This window comes from Rhodococcus sp. P1Y (assembly GCF_003641205.1).
Lineage (GTDB): Bacteria > Actinomycetota > Actinomycetes > Mycobacteriales > Mycobacteriaceae > Rhodococcoides.
In genome coordinates this window covers 2,845,892-2,867,100 of the sequence record NZ_CP032762.1, presented here as the reverse complement: position 1 = coordinate 2,867,100, position 21,209 = coordinate 2,845,892, and the positions used below count along the sequence as shown (strand labels likewise).

Annotated in this window: 20 protein-coding genes; 5 read left to right on the top strand and 15 right to left on the bottom strand. The window is 63.6% G+C overall.

Annotation, left to right across the window (positions count from 1 at the left end; all coding sequences use genetic code 11):
• Positions 1-93: 93 nt before the first annotated feature.
• Positions 94-1,317 carry a serine/threonine-protein kinase gene (locus D8W71_RS13225; RefSeq protein ID WP_121114063.1) on the top strand — a complete coding sequence of 408 codons (1,224 nt, stop codon included), beginning with the start codon at positions 94-96 and terminating at the stop codon, positions 1,315-1,317.
• Here the strand turns inward: D8W71_RS13225 and D8W71_RS13220 are convergent.
• The 6 genes from D8W71_RS13220 to D8W71_RS13195 all read right to left on the bottom strand — a co-directional run bounded on the left by D8W71_RS13220 (position 1,310) and on the right by D8W71_RS13195 (position 6,638).
• Complete coding sequence (locus D8W71_RS13220; RefSeq protein WP_236077870.1) at positions 1,310-1,984, bottom strand: response regulator transcription factor; 675 nt, start codon at positions 1,982-1,984, stop codon at positions 1,310-1,312. The two genes, D8W71_RS13225 and D8W71_RS13220, sit on opposite strands and share 8 nt — an antisense overlap.
• The gene (locus D8W71_RS13215; protein ID WP_121114061.1) at positions 1,981-3,120 is read right to left on the bottom strand and encodes a sensor histidine kinase; all 1,140 of its coding nucleotides are present in this window, start codon (positions 3,118-3,120) and stop codon (positions 1,981-1,983) included. Before D8W71_RS13215 ends, D8W71_RS13220 begins: the two co-directional genes overlap by 4 nt.
• Positions 3,117-3,803 (bottom strand): YqeB family protein, encoded by a 687-nt coding sequence (locus D8W71_RS13210; protein WP_121119099.1) that lies wholly within the window; start codon positions 3,801-3,803, stop codon positions 3,117-3,119. Before D8W71_RS13210 ends, D8W71_RS13215 begins: the two co-directional genes overlap by 4 nt.
• A 68-nt stretch (positions 3,804-3,871) precedes the next feature.
• Complete coding sequence (locus D8W71_RS13205; protein ID WP_121114060.1) at positions 3,872-4,519, bottom strand: response regulator; 648 nt, start codon at positions 4,517-4,519, stop codon at positions 3,872-3,874.
• Positions 4,516-5,811 carry an ATP-binding protein gene (locus D8W71_RS13200; protein ID WP_121114059.1) on the bottom strand — a complete coding sequence of 432 codons (1,296 nt, stop codon included), beginning with the start codon at positions 5,809-5,811 and terminating at the stop codon, positions 4,516-4,518. Before D8W71_RS13200 ends, D8W71_RS13205 begins: the two co-directional genes overlap by 4 nt.
• A gap of 77 nt (positions 5,812-5,888) precedes the next feature.
• On the bottom strand, positions 5,889-6,638 hold the full coding sequence (locus tag D8W71_RS13195; RefSeq protein WP_121114058.1) for an NADPH-dependent F420 reductase: 750 nt from the start codon (positions 6,636-6,638) through the stop codon (positions 5,889-5,891).
• A 50-nt stretch (positions 6,639-6,688) separates the two neighbouring features.
• Here D8W71_RS13195 and D8W71_RS13190 point away from each other — a divergent pair, with 50 nt between their 5' ends.
• Positions 6,689-8,098, top strand: a complete 1,410-nt coding sequence (locus D8W71_RS13190; RefSeq protein WP_121114057.1) for a PspC domain-containing protein — start codon at positions 6,689-6,691, stop codon at positions 8,096-8,098.
• The gene (locus D8W71_RS13185) at positions 8,091-8,336 is read left to right on the top strand and encodes a hypothetical protein (RefSeq protein ID WP_121114056.1); all 246 of its coding nucleotides are present in this window, start codon (positions 8,091-8,093) and stop codon (positions 8,334-8,336) included. The genes D8W71_RS13190 and D8W71_RS13185 overlap by 8 nt, the downstream gene beginning before the upstream one ends.
• A gap of 3 nt (positions 8,337-8,339) precedes the next feature.
• Here the strand turns inward: D8W71_RS13185 and guaA are convergent, their stop codons facing one another.
• From guaA to guaB, 4 genes are all read right to left on the bottom strand, one after another.
• Positions 8,340-9,929, bottom strand: coding sequence for a glutamine-hydrolyzing GMP synthase (gene guaA, locus D8W71_RS13180; protein WP_121114055.1), 1,590 nt, complete (start codon positions 9,927-9,929; stop codon positions 8,340-8,342).
• Positions 9,930-9,962: 33 nt separating this feature from the next.
• A complete protein-coding gene (locus D8W71_RS13175) occupies positions 9,963-11,720 on the bottom strand; it encodes a GMC oxidoreductase (RefSeq protein ID WP_121114054.1) in 1,758 nt (585 codons plus the stop codon).
• Positions 11,721-11,994: 274 nt separating this feature from the next.
• Entirely contained in the window at positions 11,995-13,134 is a 1,140-nt protein-coding gene (locus D8W71_RS13170; RefSeq protein ID WP_121114053.1) for a GuaB3 family IMP dehydrogenase-related protein, read from the bottom strand.
• Between the two features lie 49 nt (positions 13,135-13,183).
• Positions 13,184-14,707 (bottom strand): IMP dehydrogenase, encoded by a 1,524-nt coding sequence (guaB, locus tag D8W71_RS13165; protein WP_201265340.1) that lies wholly within the window; start codon positions 14,705-14,707, stop codon positions 13,184-13,186.
• Between the two features lie 276 nt (positions 14,708-14,983).
• Here guaB and D8W71_RS13160 point away from each other — a divergent pair, with 276 nt between their 5' ends.
• The gene (locus tag D8W71_RS13160; protein ID WP_075838865.1) at positions 14,984-15,388 is read left to right on the top strand and encodes a DUF5319 domain-containing protein; all 405 of its coding nucleotides are present in this window, start codon (positions 14,984-14,986) and stop codon (positions 15,386-15,388) included.
• Positions 15,389-15,477: 89 nt separating this feature from the next.
• Here D8W71_RS13160 and D8W71_RS13155 read toward each other — a convergent pair whose 3' ends face one another.
• The 3 genes from D8W71_RS13155 to D8W71_RS13145 all read right to left on the bottom strand — a co-directional run bounded on the left by D8W71_RS13155 (position 15,478) and on the right by D8W71_RS13145 (position 18,003).
• A complete protein-coding gene (locus tag D8W71_RS13155) occupies positions 15,478-16,476 on the bottom strand; it encodes an anti-sigma-D factor RsdA (protein ID WP_121114051.1) in 999 nt (332 codons plus the stop codon).
• Positions 16,469-17,047, bottom strand: coding sequence for a sigma-70 family RNA polymerase sigma factor (locus tag D8W71_RS13150; RefSeq protein WP_121114050.1), 579 nt, complete (start codon positions 17,045-17,047; stop codon positions 16,469-16,471). The genes D8W71_RS13155 and D8W71_RS13150 overlap by 8 nt, the downstream gene beginning before the upstream one ends.
• A 122-nt stretch (positions 17,048-17,169) precedes the next feature.
• Positions 17,170-18,003, bottom strand: coding sequence for a hypothetical protein (locus D8W71_RS13145; RefSeq protein WP_121114049.1), 834 nt, complete (start codon positions 18,001-18,003; stop codon positions 17,170-17,172).
• 795 nt (positions 18,004-18,798) lie between these two features.
• On the opposite strand from D8W71_RS13145, the gene D8W71_RS13140 reads away from it, so the two are divergent.
• Positions 18,799-19,092, top strand: a complete 294-nt coding sequence (locus D8W71_RS13140; RefSeq protein WP_121114048.1) for a WhiB family transcriptional regulator — start codon at positions 18,799-18,801, stop codon at positions 19,090-19,092.
• Between the two features lie 71 nt (positions 19,093-19,163).
• On the opposite strand, the gene groL is transcribed toward D8W71_RS13140, so the two are convergent.
• Positions 19,164-20,777 carry a chaperonin GroEL gene (groL, locus tag D8W71_RS13135; protein WP_121114047.1) on the bottom strand — a complete coding sequence of 538 codons (1,614 nt, stop codon included), beginning with the start codon at positions 20,775-20,777 and terminating at the stop codon, positions 19,164-19,166.
• 98 nt (positions 20,778-20,875) lie between these two features.
• A complete protein-coding gene (gene groES / locus D8W71_RS13130) occupies positions 20,876-21,175 on the bottom strand; it encodes a co-chaperone GroES (RefSeq protein WP_008718149.1) in 300 nt (99 codons plus the stop codon).
• Positions 21,176-21,209: the final 34 nt, after the last annotated feature.

Genomic DNA, 21,209 nt, shown 5'->3' with positions numbered 1-21,209 from the left:
CGTCGTCAAGATGGCCGCCCAGCCCCTGGTGGGGTCCCATTACCCGCCCCCGTGTGGCCATCGTCGGCACCGACGCTCACCGTCAACTAACCTGTGGGCGTGACCGAGCAGCAACGCGCCGTACGGGTCGTCGGACCCGACTACCTCCTCGCAGGCAGATACCGCCTCGCCTACAAACTCGGCGGGGGCGGAATGGGCGCTGTGTGGCTCGCACAGGACACGCTGATGGGCCGCAAGGTCGCAGTCAAGCAGGTCACGTCGACGGCTGACCTGAGCGACAAAGCAGCCAGGGAAGTGCGCAATCGTGCCATGCGAGAGGGCCGTATCGCTGCCCGCTTGTCGAGTCCACATGCCATCGCAATGCACGACGTCGCGATCGAGGACGGCGAACCATGGCTCGTCATGGAGTACATGCCTTCGCGATCTCTAGCGCAGGCGCTCAACGCGACCGACTCACTCCCCCCGTACGAAGTTGCCCAGGTCGGCGCGCAGGTAGCCGATGCGCTCACCGAGGCACACGAGGCCGGAATAGTGCATCGTGACATCAAACCGGGCAACATCCTCATCGCCGATCGTGGGCGGACACTCGGAATAGTCAAGATCAGCGATTTCGGCATCTCACGCGCGAAAGGCGATGTGGAGGAATCGGATTCCTCCGTCATCACCGGGACACCTGCGTATTTTGCACCGGAGGTCGCGCGCGGCCAGGATCCCACCGAGGCGAGCGACGTGTTCTCGCTGGGTGCCACGCTGTACACCGCCATCGAAGGCAAGCCGCCGTTCGACATCGACCAGGACTCCATTGCCCTGCTCCATCGCGTCGCCAGGGGCCAGATCATCGCACCGACCAGATCGGGTGATCTCACTCCGGCACTGCTGCACATGCTCGAACCCGATCCTGCACGCCGACCGACGATGGCGCAGGCCCGCGACGAAATCATCGCAAGCGCCATCAGTAGCCGAGGATCCATCGCTCAATTGCGCGGTGTTCCCCTCACCTCTTCCGCCGGCACCGTACCGTCGTGGGCTCACCGGTCCACGCCCGTCGCCGAAGCGCGTCGACCATCGCGAGAGTTCGGCCGAACCGTCACCGGACTACCCGCCGTACGATCCGCCGGACTGTCCGAGGACAAGACCCCGAAGCCTTACGCGCCACCGCCATTCGAGACTCCGAAGAAGAAGAATCCGCTCGATGTCGTACTCGACCGTATCGACGACGTAGTGGGCGACAAGATCGACGTCTCACCCGCGATCGTCCTCGCGGTGCTCGTCGGAGTGGTGCTTCTGCTCCTCGTCGCATTGATCGTTGTCATCTAGTTCTTCGAGTACGTGAACGGCCGCCGAGCGGCCTGGACTCGAAGACAGCGATGGCGATCTGGACTCGATTGGTGCAGTCGAGCTTGGACAGAATTCGCGAGACGTACGTTTTGACCGTGGCGATGCTCATGTAGAGACTTGCGCTGATCTCTGCGTTCGACAATCCCTCGGAGACGGCGATTGCCACCTCCAGTTCCCGTGAGGAAAGAACGTCCAGCGAGTTCACGGGCGGATTCGAGCGCGAATCGTGTTCGCGCCATGCAGAGACCAATCTTCCGACGGCAGACGGTGACAGCATCGACTCTCCATCACTCACCTTCTTGACAGCATCGATGATGTCGCGAGGTGGTGTGTCCTTGAGCAGAAAACCGTTCGCTCCCAACCTGAGGGCGTGTAGAAGATACTCGTCGGTGTCGAACGTGGTCAGCACGAGGACAGCCGGGGAGGCGTCATCCGATTTCAAGATTTCGGTCGCAGCCAACCCGTCCATCACCGGCATGCGAATATCCATCAGCACTACATCTGGTTGCAGGGCACGAGCCACTCGGAGGCCCTCTTCACCATCTGGTGCCTCACCCACGACCCTGATTCCGCTGTCCGACTGCACAATCAACGACAGACCGGATCGAACGAGTGCGTCGTCGTCGACGATCAGCAAGTCAATCATGCCGGCCACGGCAGCCATGCATCCAGAACGTAGACAGTCGACTCCGCTCCGGCCCTGACTCCGTGCTCGAGTCGACCACCCGACAACGTCAATCGCTCGGTCAGGCCTATCAACCCGGAATGAGAACCGGGCACGTCGGATGCACGGGTCCCGAGCGCGTTGGTCACCGACACCCTCGCATCACCGCCCTCGATCCACATCCGCACCGAGACATCGGATCCCGCGGCATGTTTACGCGCGTTGGTCAGTCCCTCCTGCACGACCCGAAAGACGTTTCGGCTCGATGTAGCCGGAACCCTCCGATCGGACGACAAGGTGTCCTCGAATTCCACACGAACCCCCGCCGCTCGTATCTCGTCGATCAGACCGGGTATGTCTGCGACGGATGATCCTGGCCTCATCGGCGGCGAATCCTCGTCCGATCTGAGGACTCCGAGTATTTCTCGCAGGTCGTCGAGCGCGCCATGAGCGCTGGCTCTGATCGTCCCCGCAATGGCCTCGATTTCCGCTCTGTCCGCATCTGCGCGGACCTCCAACGCACCCGCGTGCAAACTGACCATCGAAATGCGGTGAGCGAGAGCATCGTGCATTTCGCGTGCTATCCGCTCGCGCTCTTGTCCTCGTACTCGATCAGCACGTTCTAGCGCCGCCGCTTCTGCTTTGTCGGCACGATCTCGCAACGAGTCGATCACCTCTCGACGCGCTTTGACGACCATGCCCCACGCAATCGGAATACTGGACAGGGCAACACTCAGAATCAGTGTCGCGTAGAAGGATTGTCCTGACTCGAAGACTTTCAGCCAGAATGCGGACACGATCAAGTGGACGGCTGCGACGGTGATCGCCATCCTCCACGATCGACGTGAGGCGACCGTGTACAGGCCAACAAGCCCGGCGCCACCGACCGCGTCGGTGACCAACATCGGCACAGCGATGACCAGCGCAATTGCCACCGGCCAACGTCGCCTCCACCACAGCGACGCCGCCGATGCCAGCGAAAGTGTGACTACGAGAGCAATTCTCGGGCCTGACATCGACTCGGGTAGCTCCGCAACGACCAGCGCTGAGACCGCGAGGGCCAGGACGATTCCGCCGATGTCCCAGCAGCGGTCTCGCCGGCCGATCGACGGTCTCACGCGCGCACCAACGGTCGCCAGTACTGTTTGTTCTTTCTGTCTCGCACCACGATTCCGAGCCTGTCCAGCTCGACACGTAGTTCCGACGCATCCGAACGGGACTTCTTCTCCAGTGCTTTCTCTCGCGCACGCATCACAGCGTTGATCTCCGCGGGGAGCAACGGTGTCCCCGACACCCAGCGCTGATACAGACTCTCGTACGGGTCACCGTCGGCGAACGAGTAACCGTGCGAGGTGAACACCCGTTCCACCGCCTGGGCTTTCTCCTCGATCGGAGCACGGACGACCTGTCGTGACGATGAATCGAGCACCACGAGTTCCTTACCGTCCACGAACACCGTCGCAGCCTCGGACCGGTGGAACTCTGCGGTCTCACCGTCTCGAGTCACACGAAACCCCGACTCCGCGACGACCACCCTGAGACTCTCGTACAACACGAATGCCACGAACACAGCACCGAGAACCACGCCAACAGCCGCAAGAACGTACTGCGCCCACCAACTCGACCACGAGGCTACGAGTTCGAACGGGCCCTGAAACGGTATCCACGCCAGCCTCGTCACCCAGGATGCGAGGGACGGGAGAAAGAACCCGAGCGCACCACCGATCAGGGGAGCAACTACGCCGAGGAACACACGGTCACCGGTCGAGAGCCACAGAACCGACTCGTTCTTGTTCGCCATGTCCACAACGCTAGCCAGCCGAACAACAACTTGGACAGTCGCCGAAAGTCTACGAAGCGGAGCTGCTGTCAGTCGATCCGACGCTTGTGCGCCCATCTCGTCAGAGCGTTTCGGTTCGACTGTTGGGTTTTTCGAAGCACGTTCGACGCATGAGTCTCGACGGTCTTGACGGAGATGAACAGATCCTCGGCGATCTCCCGGTAGGTGTACCCACGCGCCAAGAGCCGCAGGACCTCCATTTCTCGGGGCGTCAACGAATCGAGCTCGGGATCGAGAGGAGGCTCGGGTGCCGCAGACTTACCAGTGAACGAGTCGAGAACGAACCCTGCCAGACGCGGGGAGAACACAGCGTCTCCCCCGGCGACTCGCCGTACTCCGTCGGCGAGCTCGGAACCTGAAATCGTCTTGGTGACGTACCCACGTGCGCCGGCGCGGATGACCGCGATGACATCCTCGGCGGCGTCGGAGACCGACAGGGCGAGGAACACCGGGCCCGAGGAGATCCGACCGAGGACGGCGACACCACCACCATCGGGCATGTGCACGTCGAGCAGAACCACGTCGGGCTTCGTGGCCTCGATACCGGCCACCGCATCCGCGACCCCGCCTGCTTCCCCGACCACTTCGATGTCGTTCTCGCGGGCCAACTCGGTACGAACTCCGGAGCGGAAGACAGCATGATCGTCGACGAGAAAGACACGGAAGGTGTCGGTCACCTTGGCTGCTCCTGCGGTATCGGTTGCTCGGTGGTCTTGGAACTTCTCGCGCCGGCGTCGTCGGCGACATCGTTGCGAGGCATGAGAATTCGAACCTCGGTTCCCTTGCCTACCTGGGAGCGTACCGACACCTCACCGCCGCGGCGTTCGATTCTGGCCCGTATCGACTTGGCGAGGCCCTGACGGTCCATCGGTACGAGGTTTTCGTCGAACCCCGTCCCTCTGTCGCGAACGAACACCGTCACCTTGTCTGCCTCGGTTTCGGCGAACAGGTCGATGTTGGTCTCGCCCGAATGCTTCGCGGCATTGACCAATGCTTCACGGGTGGCGCCGAGCAATGCTGTGAAGTGCTCGCGTTGCAAACCCGACGATGATTCGTCGACGGACAGCTGCACGTCGCCGACCGTGATCGGCCTGACCGTGACACCGTGCTGGTCCTCGACCTCACCCGCGATGGTCTTGAGCGCTTCGGCGAGCGAGGAGTGGTCCTGATCGCCGCCGTCGAACAACCACTTGCGAAGTTCGCGTTCCTGGCCGCGCGCAAGCCTCATCACTTCCTGCGGCTGGTCGGATTGTTTCTGTATGAGCGCAAGAGTTTGCAGCACCGAGTCGTGCAAGTGCGAAGCGATCTCCTCGCGCTCGTCGTTGCGGATACGAGCCGAGCGCTCGGCGTTGAGCGTCCGCCACATTCGCAACCACAGAGGGACGGTCAGCAGCGCCGCTCCGACGAGAGTGACGACGACAGCGAGCAACGACGACCGGACCGACGCGATGTCGACGCGCGCCAACACGACCACCCCGAGGCCGAGCACGATCAGCGTGGCGCCCCCGACCACCCGCGCCCAGCTGAGGACCGTGGGCTTCTTCGGCATGCCGAGGATGGAACGGGGACCTTCGGAATCGAACTCGCGCCACACCAGCGCGGCACCGACCACGACGACGACGATCGGTACCAGTGCCGATGCCGCAGTTCCGTTCGCCAACCAGGCCAACCCCGCGGCCAAACCGAGCCCGAGGGCAGCGAGGCCGAGAGCACGCTGCCGCTCGGCCGAACTCGGGCGTTCTACGTCGTCGCCTGCCGAGGTGAACACCCACAGCAGGCCGTAGGCGAAAATTCCTGCACCGGCCATGATCGCAAGCAAGGCGAGGGCGACTCGAACCTTGAACACGTCCACGCCGAGGTGGTCGGACAGACCACCGGCCACACCGCCCACGATGCGTCCGCCGCCGCGACGGTGGAACGTCGCCGGTTCGGGGCCCGCAGACGTGGGCAGTGGGTCGACAGGATTCACGTCTCCGATCCTGGCACGAATCGGACCATCTGCGCATCAGGGTCTCCCCTGATCTTCACGCCCCTGATCTCACGCCATCACGCGCGCCATTCCTCGGTCCGCTCGTTCGTTGCCTCGGTGAGTGCCTTCGCGACACCCTCGGCGTCGTAGTCCTTTCCGTACACCGGGGTGCCGGGCTGCTGACGCCAGGACTCGGCCAGGGTGCCGCCGTCGACCGGATCGAAACCGAGCTGGTCGACGATGTCGAACACCAACTTCTTGCCGGGACCGTCGGCGCCCGCGATCGGGAGCGCGATGCGTCCCGCGGTGCCGGCAGACACGCCCTTCTGCAGCAGATGTTTCCAGTAGATACCGTTGAACACCTTCACGACGTCGTCGGACCGGGACCCGAGATGCTCGGCGACCCACACACTTTCGGCCTTTCCGTCCTCGATGTCGGCGATCAGACCGTCACGCTGCTGCGGGTAGTAGTTGTTGGTCTCGATGATCGGTGCACCCGGCTTCGCCGATTCCACGATGTTCGACGGTAGGTCCGGGGTGTTCTTCTGCGGGATGCTCACGATGACGAGATCCGCGTCCTGAGCTGCTTCGGTGTTTCGGACCGCGGTCGCGCCGGTTTCGGCGGCGAGCTCGGACAGCGTCTCAGGTTCGCGCGAGTTCGATACCCGCACCTCGTGTCCCAGCGCTGCAAGTCTGCGCGTCAGCGTTCCGCCGATGGCTCCGGCTCCGATGATCCCAATCTTCACTTCGTGTCTCCTCGACCGTGGACGACTGCTTACTCTCCTACCAAGCCGACTCGTCCCCTGTTCATTCCTGGGACGGAAGATCAGGGCGATCCCTGATACCGAAGTGCAGGCCGAGAGGCCACGATGTTGTCATGACCAATGCAACCGTCTCCGAACAGCTTCAGCAGATGTGGCGCACCCGGCCGTATCGGTTGCCTCAGCGGGGCCACGTAGCGGGTGTCGCAGCAGGCATCGGTTACCGCTACGGCGTGGATCCGGTTCTTGTTCGAGTCGCGCTCGTCGTCGGAACCATCTTCGGAGGCGCCGGTATCGTCCTCTACCTCGCAGCATGGCTGCTGCTGAGCAAGGCGGGCGACTCGGCTTCGCCCGCCGAGTCCTTGATGGGCCGCGGCACCAGCTCCGATTCCAACACCAAAATCGTCGTTCTGTTGGTGGCACTGGTCATCGCGGTTACGACGATCGGACCGGTCGGCGTCGGACTCGGCGGTTCGGGCGTCATCAGCACGGTCGCCCTCCTGGCAGGACTGTGGTTGCTGCACCAGCGGCGACCGGAGCCACCGGAATTCCTTCCCGGGGGTGCCCAGGTCTACGCCCAGCAGGGATTCCCGATCTCGTTCAACACCCCGTACAACCCGAGCCCCCCGTTCTCGACTGGATCTTGGGCAGGCGCAGCGTACCGACCTCCGGGCTACGACGCTGCGCGAGGCGCCTACACCCCACCCGCGTACACGCCCTACACCACACTTCCCAAGAGTTACGTCCCGTCGACACCTCCCGAACAGGCGACCGACACGTCTGCGGCCACCGACGGTTCCAGCAGCGCACGTACCGAGGTGAACCTCAGCAAATCCGGGTCTCACCCGATGCCGCCTGCCTGGGATCCACTCGGCGTCGCGCCCTTCGCGTGGGACCTACCCGAACCGAGCACGGTGTACGTGCCCGAAACGACAGAGAAGAAGAAGCGATCGAGGTGGACGTCCAGCTTCATCGGTCTTGCTCTCGTGGCGACGGCGATCACCGGCGGTATCGCCGCCGCCACGGGTTCCGAATGGCTGAGCCCCGCGCGAATCGGCGCGGTAGGGCTGACCGTCGTCGCCATCGGATTGATCCTCGGCGCATTCCTCCGCAAGGGCTACGGGTTGCTTGTCGTCACCGGCCCGCTGTTGGCCTTCGTCGTACTGGCGTCCCTCGTCGGGCCGGTCTCGTTCGACGAGCAGTATGCAGGCGAACGGAACTACGCGCCCACGACTGTCGCAGAACTCCAGCCGAACTACACCGTGCAGTTAGGTGATCTACAACTCGACCTGCGCGGACTGGACCTGACCGAGAGCAAGTCGATCTCGGTCGCGGTGACCATGGGCAACGCGAGCATCTACGTCCCGAAGTCGATGAGCATCGTCACCGACTGCAGCGCCGTCGCGGGCGATACGAACTGCGGGCCGAACGACGTTCTCCAGCAAGGAAGTTCATCGGACAACCCGTCGGTCCTCACCATCGAAGGCTCCGTTCGGGCAGGAAACTTGGAGGTCATCCGTGGCTGAGACATGGCAGTACGGCGACAGCGATGAGGACACGCCCACCGAGAACCAGGCACGCACCAGACCGTCGGCGCTGCTCTTTCTCGTCGGACTCGCCGCCCTCATCGTGAGCGTCAGCGCTTTGGTAGGACCGTCGGCGATAGAAGCACTCGGACAGGTTCAGTTCCGCTGGGTCTTCGTCGTCGCCGCGATCGTCATCGGGCTGGCACTACTGATTGCTCCGAACCGCAAAGGCTCGTAACGCTCACTCCCACTCGATCGTGCCCGGCGGCTTGCTCGTCACGTCGAGAACGACCCGGTTGACCTCCGACACCTCGTTGGTCACCCGGGTCGAGATGGTTTCCAGAACGTCGTACGGAAGACGGGTCCAGTCCGCTGTCATGGCGTCCTCGCTCGAGACCGGACGCAACACGATCGGGTGGCCGTAGGTACGACCGTCACCCTGAACGCCGACAGAGCGGACGTCGGCCAGCAATACCACCGGGCACTGCCAGATCTGCTGATCCAGGCCTGCCGCGGTGAGTTCCTCACGAACGATGGAATCTGCCTGCCGCAACGTTGCAAGACGCTCGCGCGTGATTTCGCCGACGATCCGGATGGCAAGGCCTGGCCCGGGGAACGGCTGCCTGCCGACGATGTCCTCGGGCAATCCGAGTTCACGACCCACGGCGCGAACCTCGTCCTTGAACAGTGTGCGCAGCGGTTCGACGAGCGCGAACTGGAGATCATCCGGCAGTCCGCCGACATTGTGATGGCTCTTGATGTTCGCGGTACCGGAGCCACCGCCCGACTCGACCACATCGGGATACAGCGTGCCCTGAACGAGGAATTCGACCTCGGCACCCTGAGCCGCGTTCTCCCCCAGCACTTCTGCAACCGCACCCTCGAAGCTGCGAATGAACTCACGGCCGATGATCTTGCGCTTCTCCTCGGGATCGGACACACCGTCGAGGGCGCCGAGGAAGGTGTCGACCGCGTCGACCGTGACCAACTTGGCGCCCGTGGCGGCGACGAAGTCCTGCTGGACCTGCTCGCGCTCGCCCTCACGCAGTAGACCGTGATCGACGAACACACAGGTCAAGCGGTCTCCGATGGCGCGCTGCACGAGAGCCGCTGCGACCGCAGAGTCGACGCCCCCCGACAACCCACAGATCGCGTGACCGGTCTCGCCGATCTGTTCCTGTACCTGCTCGACAAGCGCATCGGCGATGTTCGCCGCCGTCCACTCGGGCTTGATTCCCGCTGTCTCGTGCAGAAATCGACTGAGCACCTGCTGCCCGTGCGGCGAATGCAGAACCTCCGGGTGGTACTGAACGCCCGCGAGTCGACGCTCGGTGTTCTCGAATGCCGCGACCGGCGCACCCGCGCTCGTCGCGGTGACGGTGAAACCTTCGGGCGCTTCGGTTACCGCGTCGCCGTGACTCATCCACACCGGCTGCGTTGCGGGCAGACCGTCGTGCAGTACGCCACCGTCGACGGACAATTGCGTGCGACCGTATTCACGGGTACCGGTGTGCGCGACCGTTCCTCCGAGCGCCTGAGCCATTGCCTGAAACCCGTAGCAGATCCCGAACACGGGAACATCGAGGTCGAAGACTTTGGCGTCGAGCGCCGGAGCGCCCTCGGCGTAGACACTCGACGGACCGCCGGACAATACGAGCGCGATCGGGTTCTTCTCTGCGATCTCCTCGACCGAAGCGGTATGCGAGATAACCTCGGAATACACGTTGGCTTCACGAACACGTCGGGCGATCAGCTGTGCGTACTGTGCGCCGAAATCGATGACGAGAACGGGCCGGGGCAGGGCGGGATCGGGCTGCTGCGATGCGGTCACCAGGTCAGTCTAGTTGCGTCCGGGTAAGCAGATTTACGCAGCACCGGAGGCGGCAGGCTTGGGACTGCGGATCTCGACAATTGGAAGCCGAAGCGCGGCGGGAGCCGATACGGGCACGACGGGATGCTTCGGTGCAATCGGATCGATCCGCTCGTATGCGAGGCCCTGACGTGGTCGGAGGTCCTGCTCACCCTTGTTGGGCCACAGCGCCGCCGAGCGCTCGGCCTGGGCACTGATGGTGAGCGAGGGGTTGACGCCAAGGTTTGCCGACACAGCCGAGCCGTCGACGACGAACATCGTCGGATAGCCGTGGACGCGGTGATACGGGTCGATGACGCCGTGCTCGGAATCGGAGGAGATAGCGCAGCCACCCAGGAAGTGCGCGGTCAGCGGGATGTTGAACAGCTCGCCCCAGGTGCCACCCGCAACGCCGCCGATCTTCTTCGCAATGCGGCGGGTGGCGTCGTTGCCTTCCGGGATCCATGTCGGGTTGGGCTCACCGTGGCCCTGTTTGCTCGAGACCTTCCGTCCGAACAATCCGCGCTTGGTGAAGGTGGTGATCGAGTTGTCCAGATTCTGCATGACGAGCGCGATGATGGTGCGCTCGCTCCAGTTCTTGGTGTTGACCACCCGAACGAAGTCGAGAGGATGAGAGATGAGCGCTACGAGGAATTTGAGCCACCGCGGAATCCTGCCGCCACCGTCGGTCATCAGTGTCTGCAGCAAGCCCATCGCATTCGAACCCTTGCCGTAGCGGCACGGCTCGATGTGCGTATTGGGAGACGGGTGGAACGACGAGGTGATTGCGACACCTCGGGTGAGGTCCATCGTCGGATCGACCTTCAACTTGGCTGCCCCGACGATGGACTCGGAGTTGGTTCGAGTCAGCTCGCCGAGCGTGTCCGACAGGCGAGGCAGTGCACCGTCGTCCTTCATTTTGTGCAGCAGGTTCTGGGTTCCCCACGTACCTGCAGCCAGCACGACGTGCCCTGCCGTGTACGTCTTGGGCTGCTTGCGCACCCATGCGCCGGTGCGCTCGGTCTGCACATCCCACGTGCCGTCGTCGAGCGCGCGTAGCCCGCTCACCGTGGTCATCGGAATGATGTCGGCGCCCGCGCGCTCGGCGAGAGCGAGGTAGTTCTTGAGCAGTGTGTTCTTTGCGCCGTGGCGACAGCCAGTCATGCACTCACCACATTCGATGCATCCCGTTCGATCCGGACCTACACCGCCGAAGTAGGGGTCGGCGACCTTCTTGCCCGGTTCGTCGCCGAAGAAGACGCCGACGGGAGTCTGGATGAAGGTGTCGGCTACTCCCATGTCCTCGGCCACCGACTTCATGACCTCGTCGGCCGGCGTCATGTGTGGGTTCCGAACGACCCCGAGCATCCGGGTCGCCTGGTCGTAGAACGGGGTCAGCTCACTGTTCCAGTCGGTGATGTGCGCCCACTGCTTGTCCTTGAAGAACGGCTCGGGCGGCTGGTACAGCGTGTTCGCGTAGTTCAGCGAACCACCGCCGACGCCGGCGCCGGCGAGGATGAGGCAGTCGCGCAGGAGGTGGACGCGCTGAATCCCGAAGCAGCCGAGCTTGGGAGCCCAGAGGAAGCGCTTGAGATCCCAGCTGGTCTTGGCGAAGTCCTTGTCCTCGTAACGGCGACCGGCCTCGAGAATTCCTACCGTGTAGCCCTTCTCCACCAGCCGCAGAGCTGTGACGCTACCGCCGAAACCGGATCCGACGATCAGGACGTCGTAGTCCGTCTTTCGACCGTGTGAACCCCGCACCTGTGAACCCATGGTGACCTCCGCCTCGTACCTACCGTCGCCGGATCAACGCGCAATGTGATTGCGAACACACCTTAGATGACACCGGCGACAAACTGACAAGAACCTTGTGACAGTTGACACAACACACTGTAGCTGTAACTCAAAGTATCACCAACTGAGGTAAGGCTCAGTCGGACATAGCGGTGACCGAATGAGTCGTTCGGTGGACACCAGGTCGCACCCGAAACGCCGAAAGGCGCGCACCCGGGCAACGGGTACGCGCCTTTCAGGCGGTAGGTGAGGGTCAGGCCCGAACGTTCAGGCCGACCTTCTGGAATTCCTTGAGGTCGGAGTATCCGGACTTCGCCATCGACCGGCGCAGGCCGCCCACGAGGTTGATCGATCCGTAGGGCTCACTCGACGGACCGTTGAGCACCTTATCGAGACTTGGACGCTCCCCAGCAGCGACGGGAAGCAGCGCGCCGCGCGGCATCGACGGATGCGCTGCAGCCGAAGGCCAGTACCAACCGCCACCAGGTGCCTCTGCTGCTGCGGCGAGAGGTGCACCCAGAACCGCTGCATCCGCACCGCACGCGATCGCTTTCGCGAGACCACCGGAGGTGACGATGTCGCCGTCCGCAATGACGTGCACGTACCGCCCGCCGGTCTCGTCGAGGTAGTCGCGACGAGCCGCGGCCGCATCGGCAATTGCAGTCGCCATCGGAACGCCGATGCCGAGCACCTCACCGGTAGTCGTTCCGCCTTCGACCGAGCCGTACCCGACGATGACGCCCGCAGCTCCGGTGCGCATCAAGTGAAGCGCGGTGCGGTGGTCGCTGACTCCGCCCGCGATGACCGGCACGTCCAGTTCGGCGATGAACGTCTTGAGGTTCAGCGGCTCCTCGTCACCGTGCGCGACGTGCTCCGCAGAGATGATGGTGCCCTGGATGACGAGCAGGTCGATACCTGCTGCGACGAGTGCGGGGGTCAGCGACTTGGCGCTCTGCGGACTCACTCGCACCGCAACCGTCACACCCGCGGCCCTGACCTGTGCCACCGCGGCGGCGAGTAGATCGGGCTGCAACGGTGCCGCGTGAAGCTTCTGCAGAAACGCAACGGGCGCGTCGGCGTCGAAATCGTTTTCCGCGATCGCGACCAGTTCGTCGATCTTCGCCTGAACATCAGGGTGACGGGCCCACAGACCCTCACCGTTGATGACTCCGAGTCCGCCCTGCTTGCCGAGTTCGATCGCGAACTCCGGCGATACGAGAGCGTCGGTCGGATGAGCGAGCACCGGAATGTCGAACCGGTACGCGTCGAGCTGCCAGGCCGTCGACACCTCCTTCGACGACCGAGTACGACGCGAGGGCACGATGTCGATGTCGTCGAGCTGGTAGGTACGCCGGGCTTCTCTGCCCATGCCGATTTCAACGAGGTCGCGCACGCGCGCCCCTTTCTCGAGTGGTTCGTCTGGAATTGTGACCGAGCGAAGTTCAGCGCGTGGTGTAGTTCGGCGCTTCCGCGGTCATCGTGATGTCGTGCGGGTGGCTTTCCTTCAGACCGGCCGCGGTGATCTGCACGAACTGCGCGTTCTGCAGGTCCTCGATCGAAGTGGAACCGGTGTAGCCCATTGCTGCACGAAGGCCACCGGTGAGCTGGTGGATGACCTGAGACAACGGACCACGGTACGGAACGCGACCCTCGATGCCCTCTGGTACCAACTTGTCCTCGGCGAGCACGTCATCCTGGAAGTAGCGGTCCTTGGAGAAGGACTTGGCTGCGCCTCGGCCCTGCATCGCGCCGAGCGAGCCCATGCCGCGGTAGCTTTTGAACTGCTTTCCGTTGACCAGGATCAACTCGCCCGGCGATTCGGCGGTGCCGGCCAGGAGCGAACCGAGCATGGCCGTCGACGCGCCTGCGGCGAGCGCTTTGGCGATGTCGCCGGAGAACTGCATTCCGCCGTCGGCGATGACCGGGACTCCGTGTGGCTTGCACGCGGCGACGGCTTCGAGGATGGCGGTGATCTGCGGAGCACCGACACCGGCGACGACACGCGTGGTGCAGATGGAGCCTGGTCCGACCCCGACCTTGACCGCATCCGCCCCCGCCTCGACGAGCGCGAGTGCGCCTGCGCGGGTGGCGACGTTGCCGCCGACGACCTGAACGCGGTCCCCGACCTCGGCCTTGAGCTTGCTCACCATTTCCAGCACCTGCGAGTTGTGGCCGTGTGCAGTGTCGACGATCAACACGTCTACCCCGGCATCGGTGAGTGCCATCGACCGTGCCCAGGCATCTTGTCCGACACCGACCGCAGCCCCGACCAGAAGTCGGCCGTCGCGGTCCTTCGTGGCGTCGGGATGCTGCTCGGTCTTGACGAAGTCCTTCACAGTGATCAGGCCGGTGAGCGCACCTTGACCATCCACGATGGGGAGCTTCTCGATCTTGTGGCGCCGGAGTAGTCCGAGCGCGGCTTCCGCCGTCACGCCCTCTCGGGCAGTGATGAGCGGAGCTTTTGTCATCACGTCGGCGACACGCCGGTTCTGGTCCACCTCGAACCGCATGTCTCGGTTGGTGATGATGCCGACGAGTGCGCCGGTCTCGTCGGTGACCGGAAGTCCCGAAATGCGGAAGCGGGCGCACATCGCGTCGACCTCGGCGAGCGTGTCGGTGGGCTTGCACGTGACCGGATCGGTGACCATGCCTGCCTCGGATCGCTTGACGGTCTCGACCTGCGAGGCCTGATCCTGCAGCGACAGATTTCGATGCAGTACGCCCATTCCACCGGCGCGCGCCATGGCAATAGCCATCCGCGCCTCGGTGACGGTGTCCATCGCGGAGCTGACGAGCGGTGTACGTAACCGGATCTCGCGAGTGATCTGGCTCGACGTATCGACCGCGCTGGGAATCAGGTCCGACGCTGCAGGCAGTAGCAGAACATCGTCGAACGTGAGACCGAGCATGGCGACCTTGGTGGGGTCGTCCCCACCGGTACGGACATGGGCTCCGGAACTACTCATGTGGATCTGGCCCTCCCTAGAGCCTGGTTGCATCTCTTCGGCGCACCGTGGAAGGTGCACTGAAGAAAGGCGTGTTCGAGAACGGATGGAGAACATGGACGCGCTCGCTCGGCCGCGGCGCCTGCCGTCCATGGTATCGGCTTCTATCAACCAGCGTGAACGCGCACCGACAAGGCCTCGGAAACGGACTTCGACGACGTCGACAGACCCGATCGGTCGGTGTGTCGAACCACGAACGGCTGGCGCAGACCCACCAGTCCTGCGTACCGTGGAGGTGTGCGCGATCAACTGCCTCCAGGTCTACCGCCGGATCCGTTCGCCGGAGACCCCGCCGACCCATCGGCCGCTCTCGACGCGATCGAGCCCGGACAGCCACTCGACCCTCAGGAACGGCTCGCCGTCGAAGAAGATCTTGCTGACCTCGCCGTGTACGAGGCACTTCTCGGACACCGAGGAATACGTGGTCTCGTCGTGTGCTGCGAGGACTGCCAGCAGGACCACTACCACGACTGGGACATGCTTCGGGCCAACCTCCTGCAACTGCTCGTCGACGGAACCGTGCGTCCACACGAGCCTGCGTACGACCCGGTTCCCGACGCATACGTCACCTGGGACTACTGCCGCGGCTACGCCGACGCGTCGATGAACGACGCACTGCACGGCGACGGTTACGACAACTAGCAGACAACGAAAAGTGCCCCACACGGAATTCGTGTGGGGCACTTTTCGTTGCGCGTCCGGCAAGTCAGCGCATCCGATAGAAGCTCGACTCAGCCACCGTTGTCGAGCGTGTCGACTCGGGGCTGCGAGGTTCCGTCGACCGCACCGCTGGCGGTGGCCGTCGTCGGCCCTGGCTCATCGAGGATCGTCGGGCCTGGATCGGTCGTCGTCGTCACTGCAGTATCCGACGGCGGCGGTGTGACTGGCAGGCTCGTCACCGGCGGCGGAACTACGACTGTCGTCGTAGTCAGATCCGGCGTCACCGGAACCGACGTTACCGGCACGACAGGAGCCTCCGGAAGCACTGGATTCTGCAGCGGGATCGACGGATCGACCAGCGTCGGCGCGACAGGAGGGACTGAAGGGATGATGGCCTGCAACTGCTCGACGAGTCGCTGGAGCCAAATTTCCAAGTCTGTGCGCTGCGCCTGATCGACGACAGCCCCGGCGTTCTCCGAGGCACCTTCGAGCAACGCCTGCGCGCCCTCGACGTCGCCGGAGGCGATCAACTGTTCGGCCTGCTCTAGCTTGGACGTCGTATCGATCTGCGCGACAGTCGAATCGGCCTGCTGAGAGAAGACTACCGACTTGACGCTCCACAACGGATCACCCGGAGCCGAGTTGTACGAGAACACGACCAGTCCGCCCATGACCAGAGCGATGGCGGCCGCTGCTCCGGCAACGGGCCGAAGTAGACCGGACCGGGATCTACTGGACGCCGAGCGTTTGAGCCCCACGGCCGCGATCTCTCGGTCGACTGCGGCGGCCACCTCGTCCAAATCGGGGCCTGCCGGCATCGCCGGGGTCGAAATTTCTGCACGCCAGTTCGCTAGCAGCAACGCCAGCTGGTACTCATCGGCATCGTCCGTTGCGACGGGACCGTCGCCTCGGATGGCTTCGATGAGTGCATCGTCGCGGCGGACCGCTGCGATGTCGACCGGCGACGAGTCGTTGATCGAATCGCCGAACGAGTCACCGGACGGACCCTCGGCCGAGGAATCGGATCGACCGATACGGGGAATGCCATCACGGCCGTTGTTCCTAGCCATACATTTCACCCGCTTTCACAACTTCGTTCTTCAACTTCGCGATGGCTCGGTGTTGAGCCACCCGGATCGCACCTGCAGTACTACCGACCGCCGCTGCTGTTTCCTCGGCCGACAATCCGACGACCAACCTCAGCACGAGAATTTCTCGGTGCTTGGCAGGCAAGGTGTCCAGCAATGCGGTCATCTGTCTACTCGACTCGGACTCGAGAGCTCGCTGCTCCGGACCGTGTTCCGTCGACACGACATCTGGTACTTCGGCGGCAGGATCCGATTTGTTACGCGACGCGCTTCGGTGTGCATCAGCAACCTTGTGAGCGGCTATCCCGTACACGAACGCCATGAAGGGCCTGCCCTGATCCTGGTAACGCGGCAGGGCGGTCATGACTGCCATGCACACCTCCTGCGCTACGTCGTCGGCCGAGAGCTGACCACGCTCGGCCGATCCCACACGCGCACGGCAGTACCGCACAACGAGTGGTCGGATGATTTCGAGTACCCGGGAGAGAGCTGCTCTATCGCCTTGCGCTGCGGCAACGACGAAGGAGTCCAACTCCTCACCCGTACTGTTCATCGCTCAACGATTCCCCGCGTTACAGTGGCGCCGCCGTTTCGGCGAGCGCTTCCACCAGTAAGTGGAACTTCGTAAGGATAGCGACCTTCGATCCCCGCAACCGAACCACTCGGTCGGTCATCTCACTTACCTTCCAATACTCCGCCACGTCGGGCGAGCAGCGAAGCACATTCAGCGATGATCTTCGGCGATCCGTCCATCTCCCCGAGACCGTTCGACAACATCGCAGCAGCCCACCGCAGTGGCACGAGTCCGTACCCCGAGCAGGCGCTGAGCACAGCTGAAACAGTCGTCCGCCCGCGTTCGACGTCGCCGGACGAGCTGAAGGCGGCCGCGACGATCAACTCGGTCTTGGTTCGATGGCGTAACGAAACGGTCTCGGCAGCGAGCTCGCGCGCGTCGAGCGCGTGTCGAACCGCGGCGGAACCGTCACCTGACACCATCGCCAATTCGGAGCGCACCCAGACGAGCCGCAGGCGTTGTCTCCATAGTCCGTCGAGGCAGTCGGCTTCGTTCAGTTCGCTGGCGCACCGGCTGAGAAACACCTCCGCCGCCCCGAAGCGACCAACGCCGAGCGCGTCGGCAGCCAGTCCCGTGAGCGCATCACACCGAGCCTCTGTCACCCGAGGATCGGCCGCCCGCGAGCCGACGCCGACGAGCGCGATCGCCGCTCCGTCGTATCGAGACGCGGCTACATGTCGCCCCATCTGTCGCGACCACGACGCACGAGTGGACGCCGTCAGGGAGCGGAGCGCCCGAGGGAGCTCGGGGCACCGTTCGACACCGTCGAGTTCGGCGGACGCTGCGCTGTACCTTCCCTGCCCGCCGAGAGCCACCGCGCGGTACCACCGGTCACGCAGTCCGATCCCCTCCTGCAGCGGCCACCGACCGGGATCACGGCCCCACGCCGCATCGGCAAGGACCCCATCACCGCGGGTTGAATCGACTTTGTCCACGCATCGAACTTACGGGGCCACGTGGAGTTCTCGTGCCGGCGGACGGCGCCTCCCGTTCGGCGCATATGCATCTTCTTCCGCCATGAACCCGGCCGATAACTTGATTCGACGATGCCGAACGCGCAAAAACATTCGAAGATATGTTTCACGGATTTAACATTCACTTTTATGGACAATCGGTGAGCGGTTTCTGACGATTCTGTAGCCGGGAGGTTAATCGCGAGAAATGCGCCGCCTGCATCGCCCGGGCACGGTGCCGATCCGCCCGACGAAACTTTGGGCCGAGCATTCGGCTCCGGCACCCACACTGAACCGAGTGCACTCCGGCCTCGTTCGAGCACTCCACCTTCGAGATCCGGGGCCGACAACCGGCATCCCACCTGCATGAATGGTCGCTTCGCTTTCCGTCGCCACCGTACTGGACCATCGGACACACCGTCGGTTCGTCGACGATGGAGAATCGCCGAAGATCGGCCTGCGCTCGCGGTTCTCGGGGACAGAACGGACGCTCGCCTATTGCATGCGAACCGACCGTTGTAAATGTCAACGGCGTTAACTTCTCGAGTTCGACCTATGCAAATGGCCACGGTGAACAACTATTGACGCGATTTCGTCGCCACGAATAACGTTGACGTTGTTCGGTGGGGCTCGGCAAGTAATCCGACGCGTTTCACCACAAACGAGTTCACCACAAGTTCGACCTCACCGCCGAGCGAAATACGAAGTCGCATTTCCAAGCTTCGTCTTCACGCGTCGCCGCTTATGTTACGGCGAGCACACACCCTAGGAGTTCTCATGCCTCAGCCGAACCATCTCCCTGGGCCGAACGCCGATATCTGGGACTGGCAGATGCACGGCCTGTGCCGCGGCGTCGACTCGTCGATGTTCTTCCACCCCGACGGCGAACGAGGGCGCGCACGCGCCCAACGCGAGTTGCGCGCCAAGGAAATGTGCCGCAGTTGCCCGGTGCTCGCACAATGCCGCTCGCACGCGCTCAGCGTGTCCGAGCCGTACGGCATCTGGGGCGGCATGTCCGAGACCGAACGCGAGACACACGCTCGCCACACTCGTAGGCGCGTCGCAGTCTGACGGACCGAAGACACGAAAAAGCGGGGCCTCGTCGACAGTCCGACGGGGCCCCGCTTCGTGGTCCAGCTACCTCAGTGGCTGTGGCCGTGTCCGCCTGCGGGCTCTTCGAAGTCCGCCGGCTTCTCGACGATCGCGCTCTCGGTCGTCAGGATCATGCGCGCAACCGATGCGGCATTGACCACGGCCGAGCGAGTGACCTTCACCGGGTCCACGACACCGTCGGCGAGCAGATCGCCGTAGGTGAGGGTCGCGGCGTTGAAACCGTGGCCCTTCGCAAGCTCGGCGACCTTGGCGACGACGACGGATCCATCGACGCCTGCGTTGGTGGCGATCCAGAACAACGGAGCGTTCAGTGCGGTGCGCACGACCGCGACGCCAGTGGCCTCGTCGCCGGTCAGGCCGAGGTTATCGGCGAGCGACAGACCAGCCTGCGTCAACGCCGAACCGCCACCGGGAACGATGCCTTCCTCGACGGCTGCCTTGGCTGCATTCACCGCATCTTCGACGCGGAACTTGCGTTCCTTCAGCTCGGTCTCGGTGGCAGCACCGACCTTGATCACAGCGACGCCGCCGGAGAGCTTCGCGAGACGCTCCTCGAGCTTCTCCCGATCCCACTCGGAGTCGGTGTTCTCGATTTCGCGACGCAACTGACCGACGCGTGCGTCGATGTCGCTCTGCGTTCCTGCACCGTCGACGATGGTGGTCTCGTCCTTGGTGACGACGACGCGACGAGCCTGACCGAGGAGGTCGAGTCCGGCTTCCTTGAGGCTGAGGCCGACGTCGGCGGTGATGACCTGACCGGCGGTGACGACAGCGAGGTCGTCGAGGAATGCCTTACGGCGGTCACCGAAGAACGGCGCCTTGACGGCAACTGCCTTGATGGTCTTGCGGATCGAGTTCACGACGAGGGTGGACAGAACTTCGCCCTCGGTGTCCTCGGCGATGATGAGCAGCGGTTTGCCACTCTCGGCAACCTTCTCGAGCAGCGGCAGGAAGTCGGGAAGCGACGTGATCTTCTCGCGGTGCAGAAGGATGTACGCATCTTCGAGCACGGCCTGCTGTGCATCGAGATCGGTCACGAAGTACGGCGACAGGTAACCCTTGTCGAACTGCACACCTTCGGTGACGACCAGTTCGGTGCTGAGGCTCGAGGACTCCTCGACCGTCACGACACCATCGGCGCCGACGCGAGTAAGCGCCTCGCCGACGAGCTCGCCGATCTCGGGGTCACGCGAGGACACGGTGGCGACCTGGGCAATGGCTTCCTTGCCCTCGACAGGTGTTGCCGCGGCGAGAAGCGCCTCGGCGACCTTGTCCGCTGCTTTGGCAATGCCGACGCCCAGCGCGATCGGATTCGCGCCTGCTGCGATGTTCTTCAGTCCGCCACGCACGAGTGCCTGAGCGAGAACGGTGGCCGTGGTGGTGCCGTCGCCTGCTACATCGTTGGTCTTGGTGGCGACGCTCTTCACGAGCTGTGCGCCGAGGTTCTCGAACGGGTCTTCCAGATCGATCTCGCGAGCGATCGAAACACCGTCGTTGGTGACCGTCGGTCCGCCGAATGCCTTGGCGAGAACGACGTGCCGTCCGCGGGGTCCGAGCGTCACCTTGACGGCGTCGGCAAGCTTGTCGACGCCACGCTCGAGTGCCCGACGGGCTTCCTCGTTGAATTGGATTTGCTTTGCCATGTTCCGGTATTACTCCTTCGAGTCTTAGAACCCGATCGAACGCAGTCCGCCCCGGGACCGAATCGAAATCGGGTTCCGGGGCGGGATGCGTTTATGGCCTACTTGGCGATGACTGCCAGCACGTCGCGTGCCGACAGAATCAGGTACTCCTCGCCGGCGTACTTGATTTCGGTGCCGCCGTACTTGCTGTAGATGACGGTGTCGCCTTCTTTGACGTCGACCGGGATCCGGTTGCCCTTTTCGGTGACACGGCCTTCGCCGACAGCGACGACGGTGCCTTCCTGAGGCTTCTCCTTGGCTGTGTCGGGGATGACCAGACCGGAGGCGGTCGTCGTCTCGGCCTCGTTGGCCTGGACGAGGATCTTGTCCTCGAGCGGCTTGATTTTCACGCTCGCCACGTTGAGCCCTCCATTGTTACGGGGTACGCGTCCG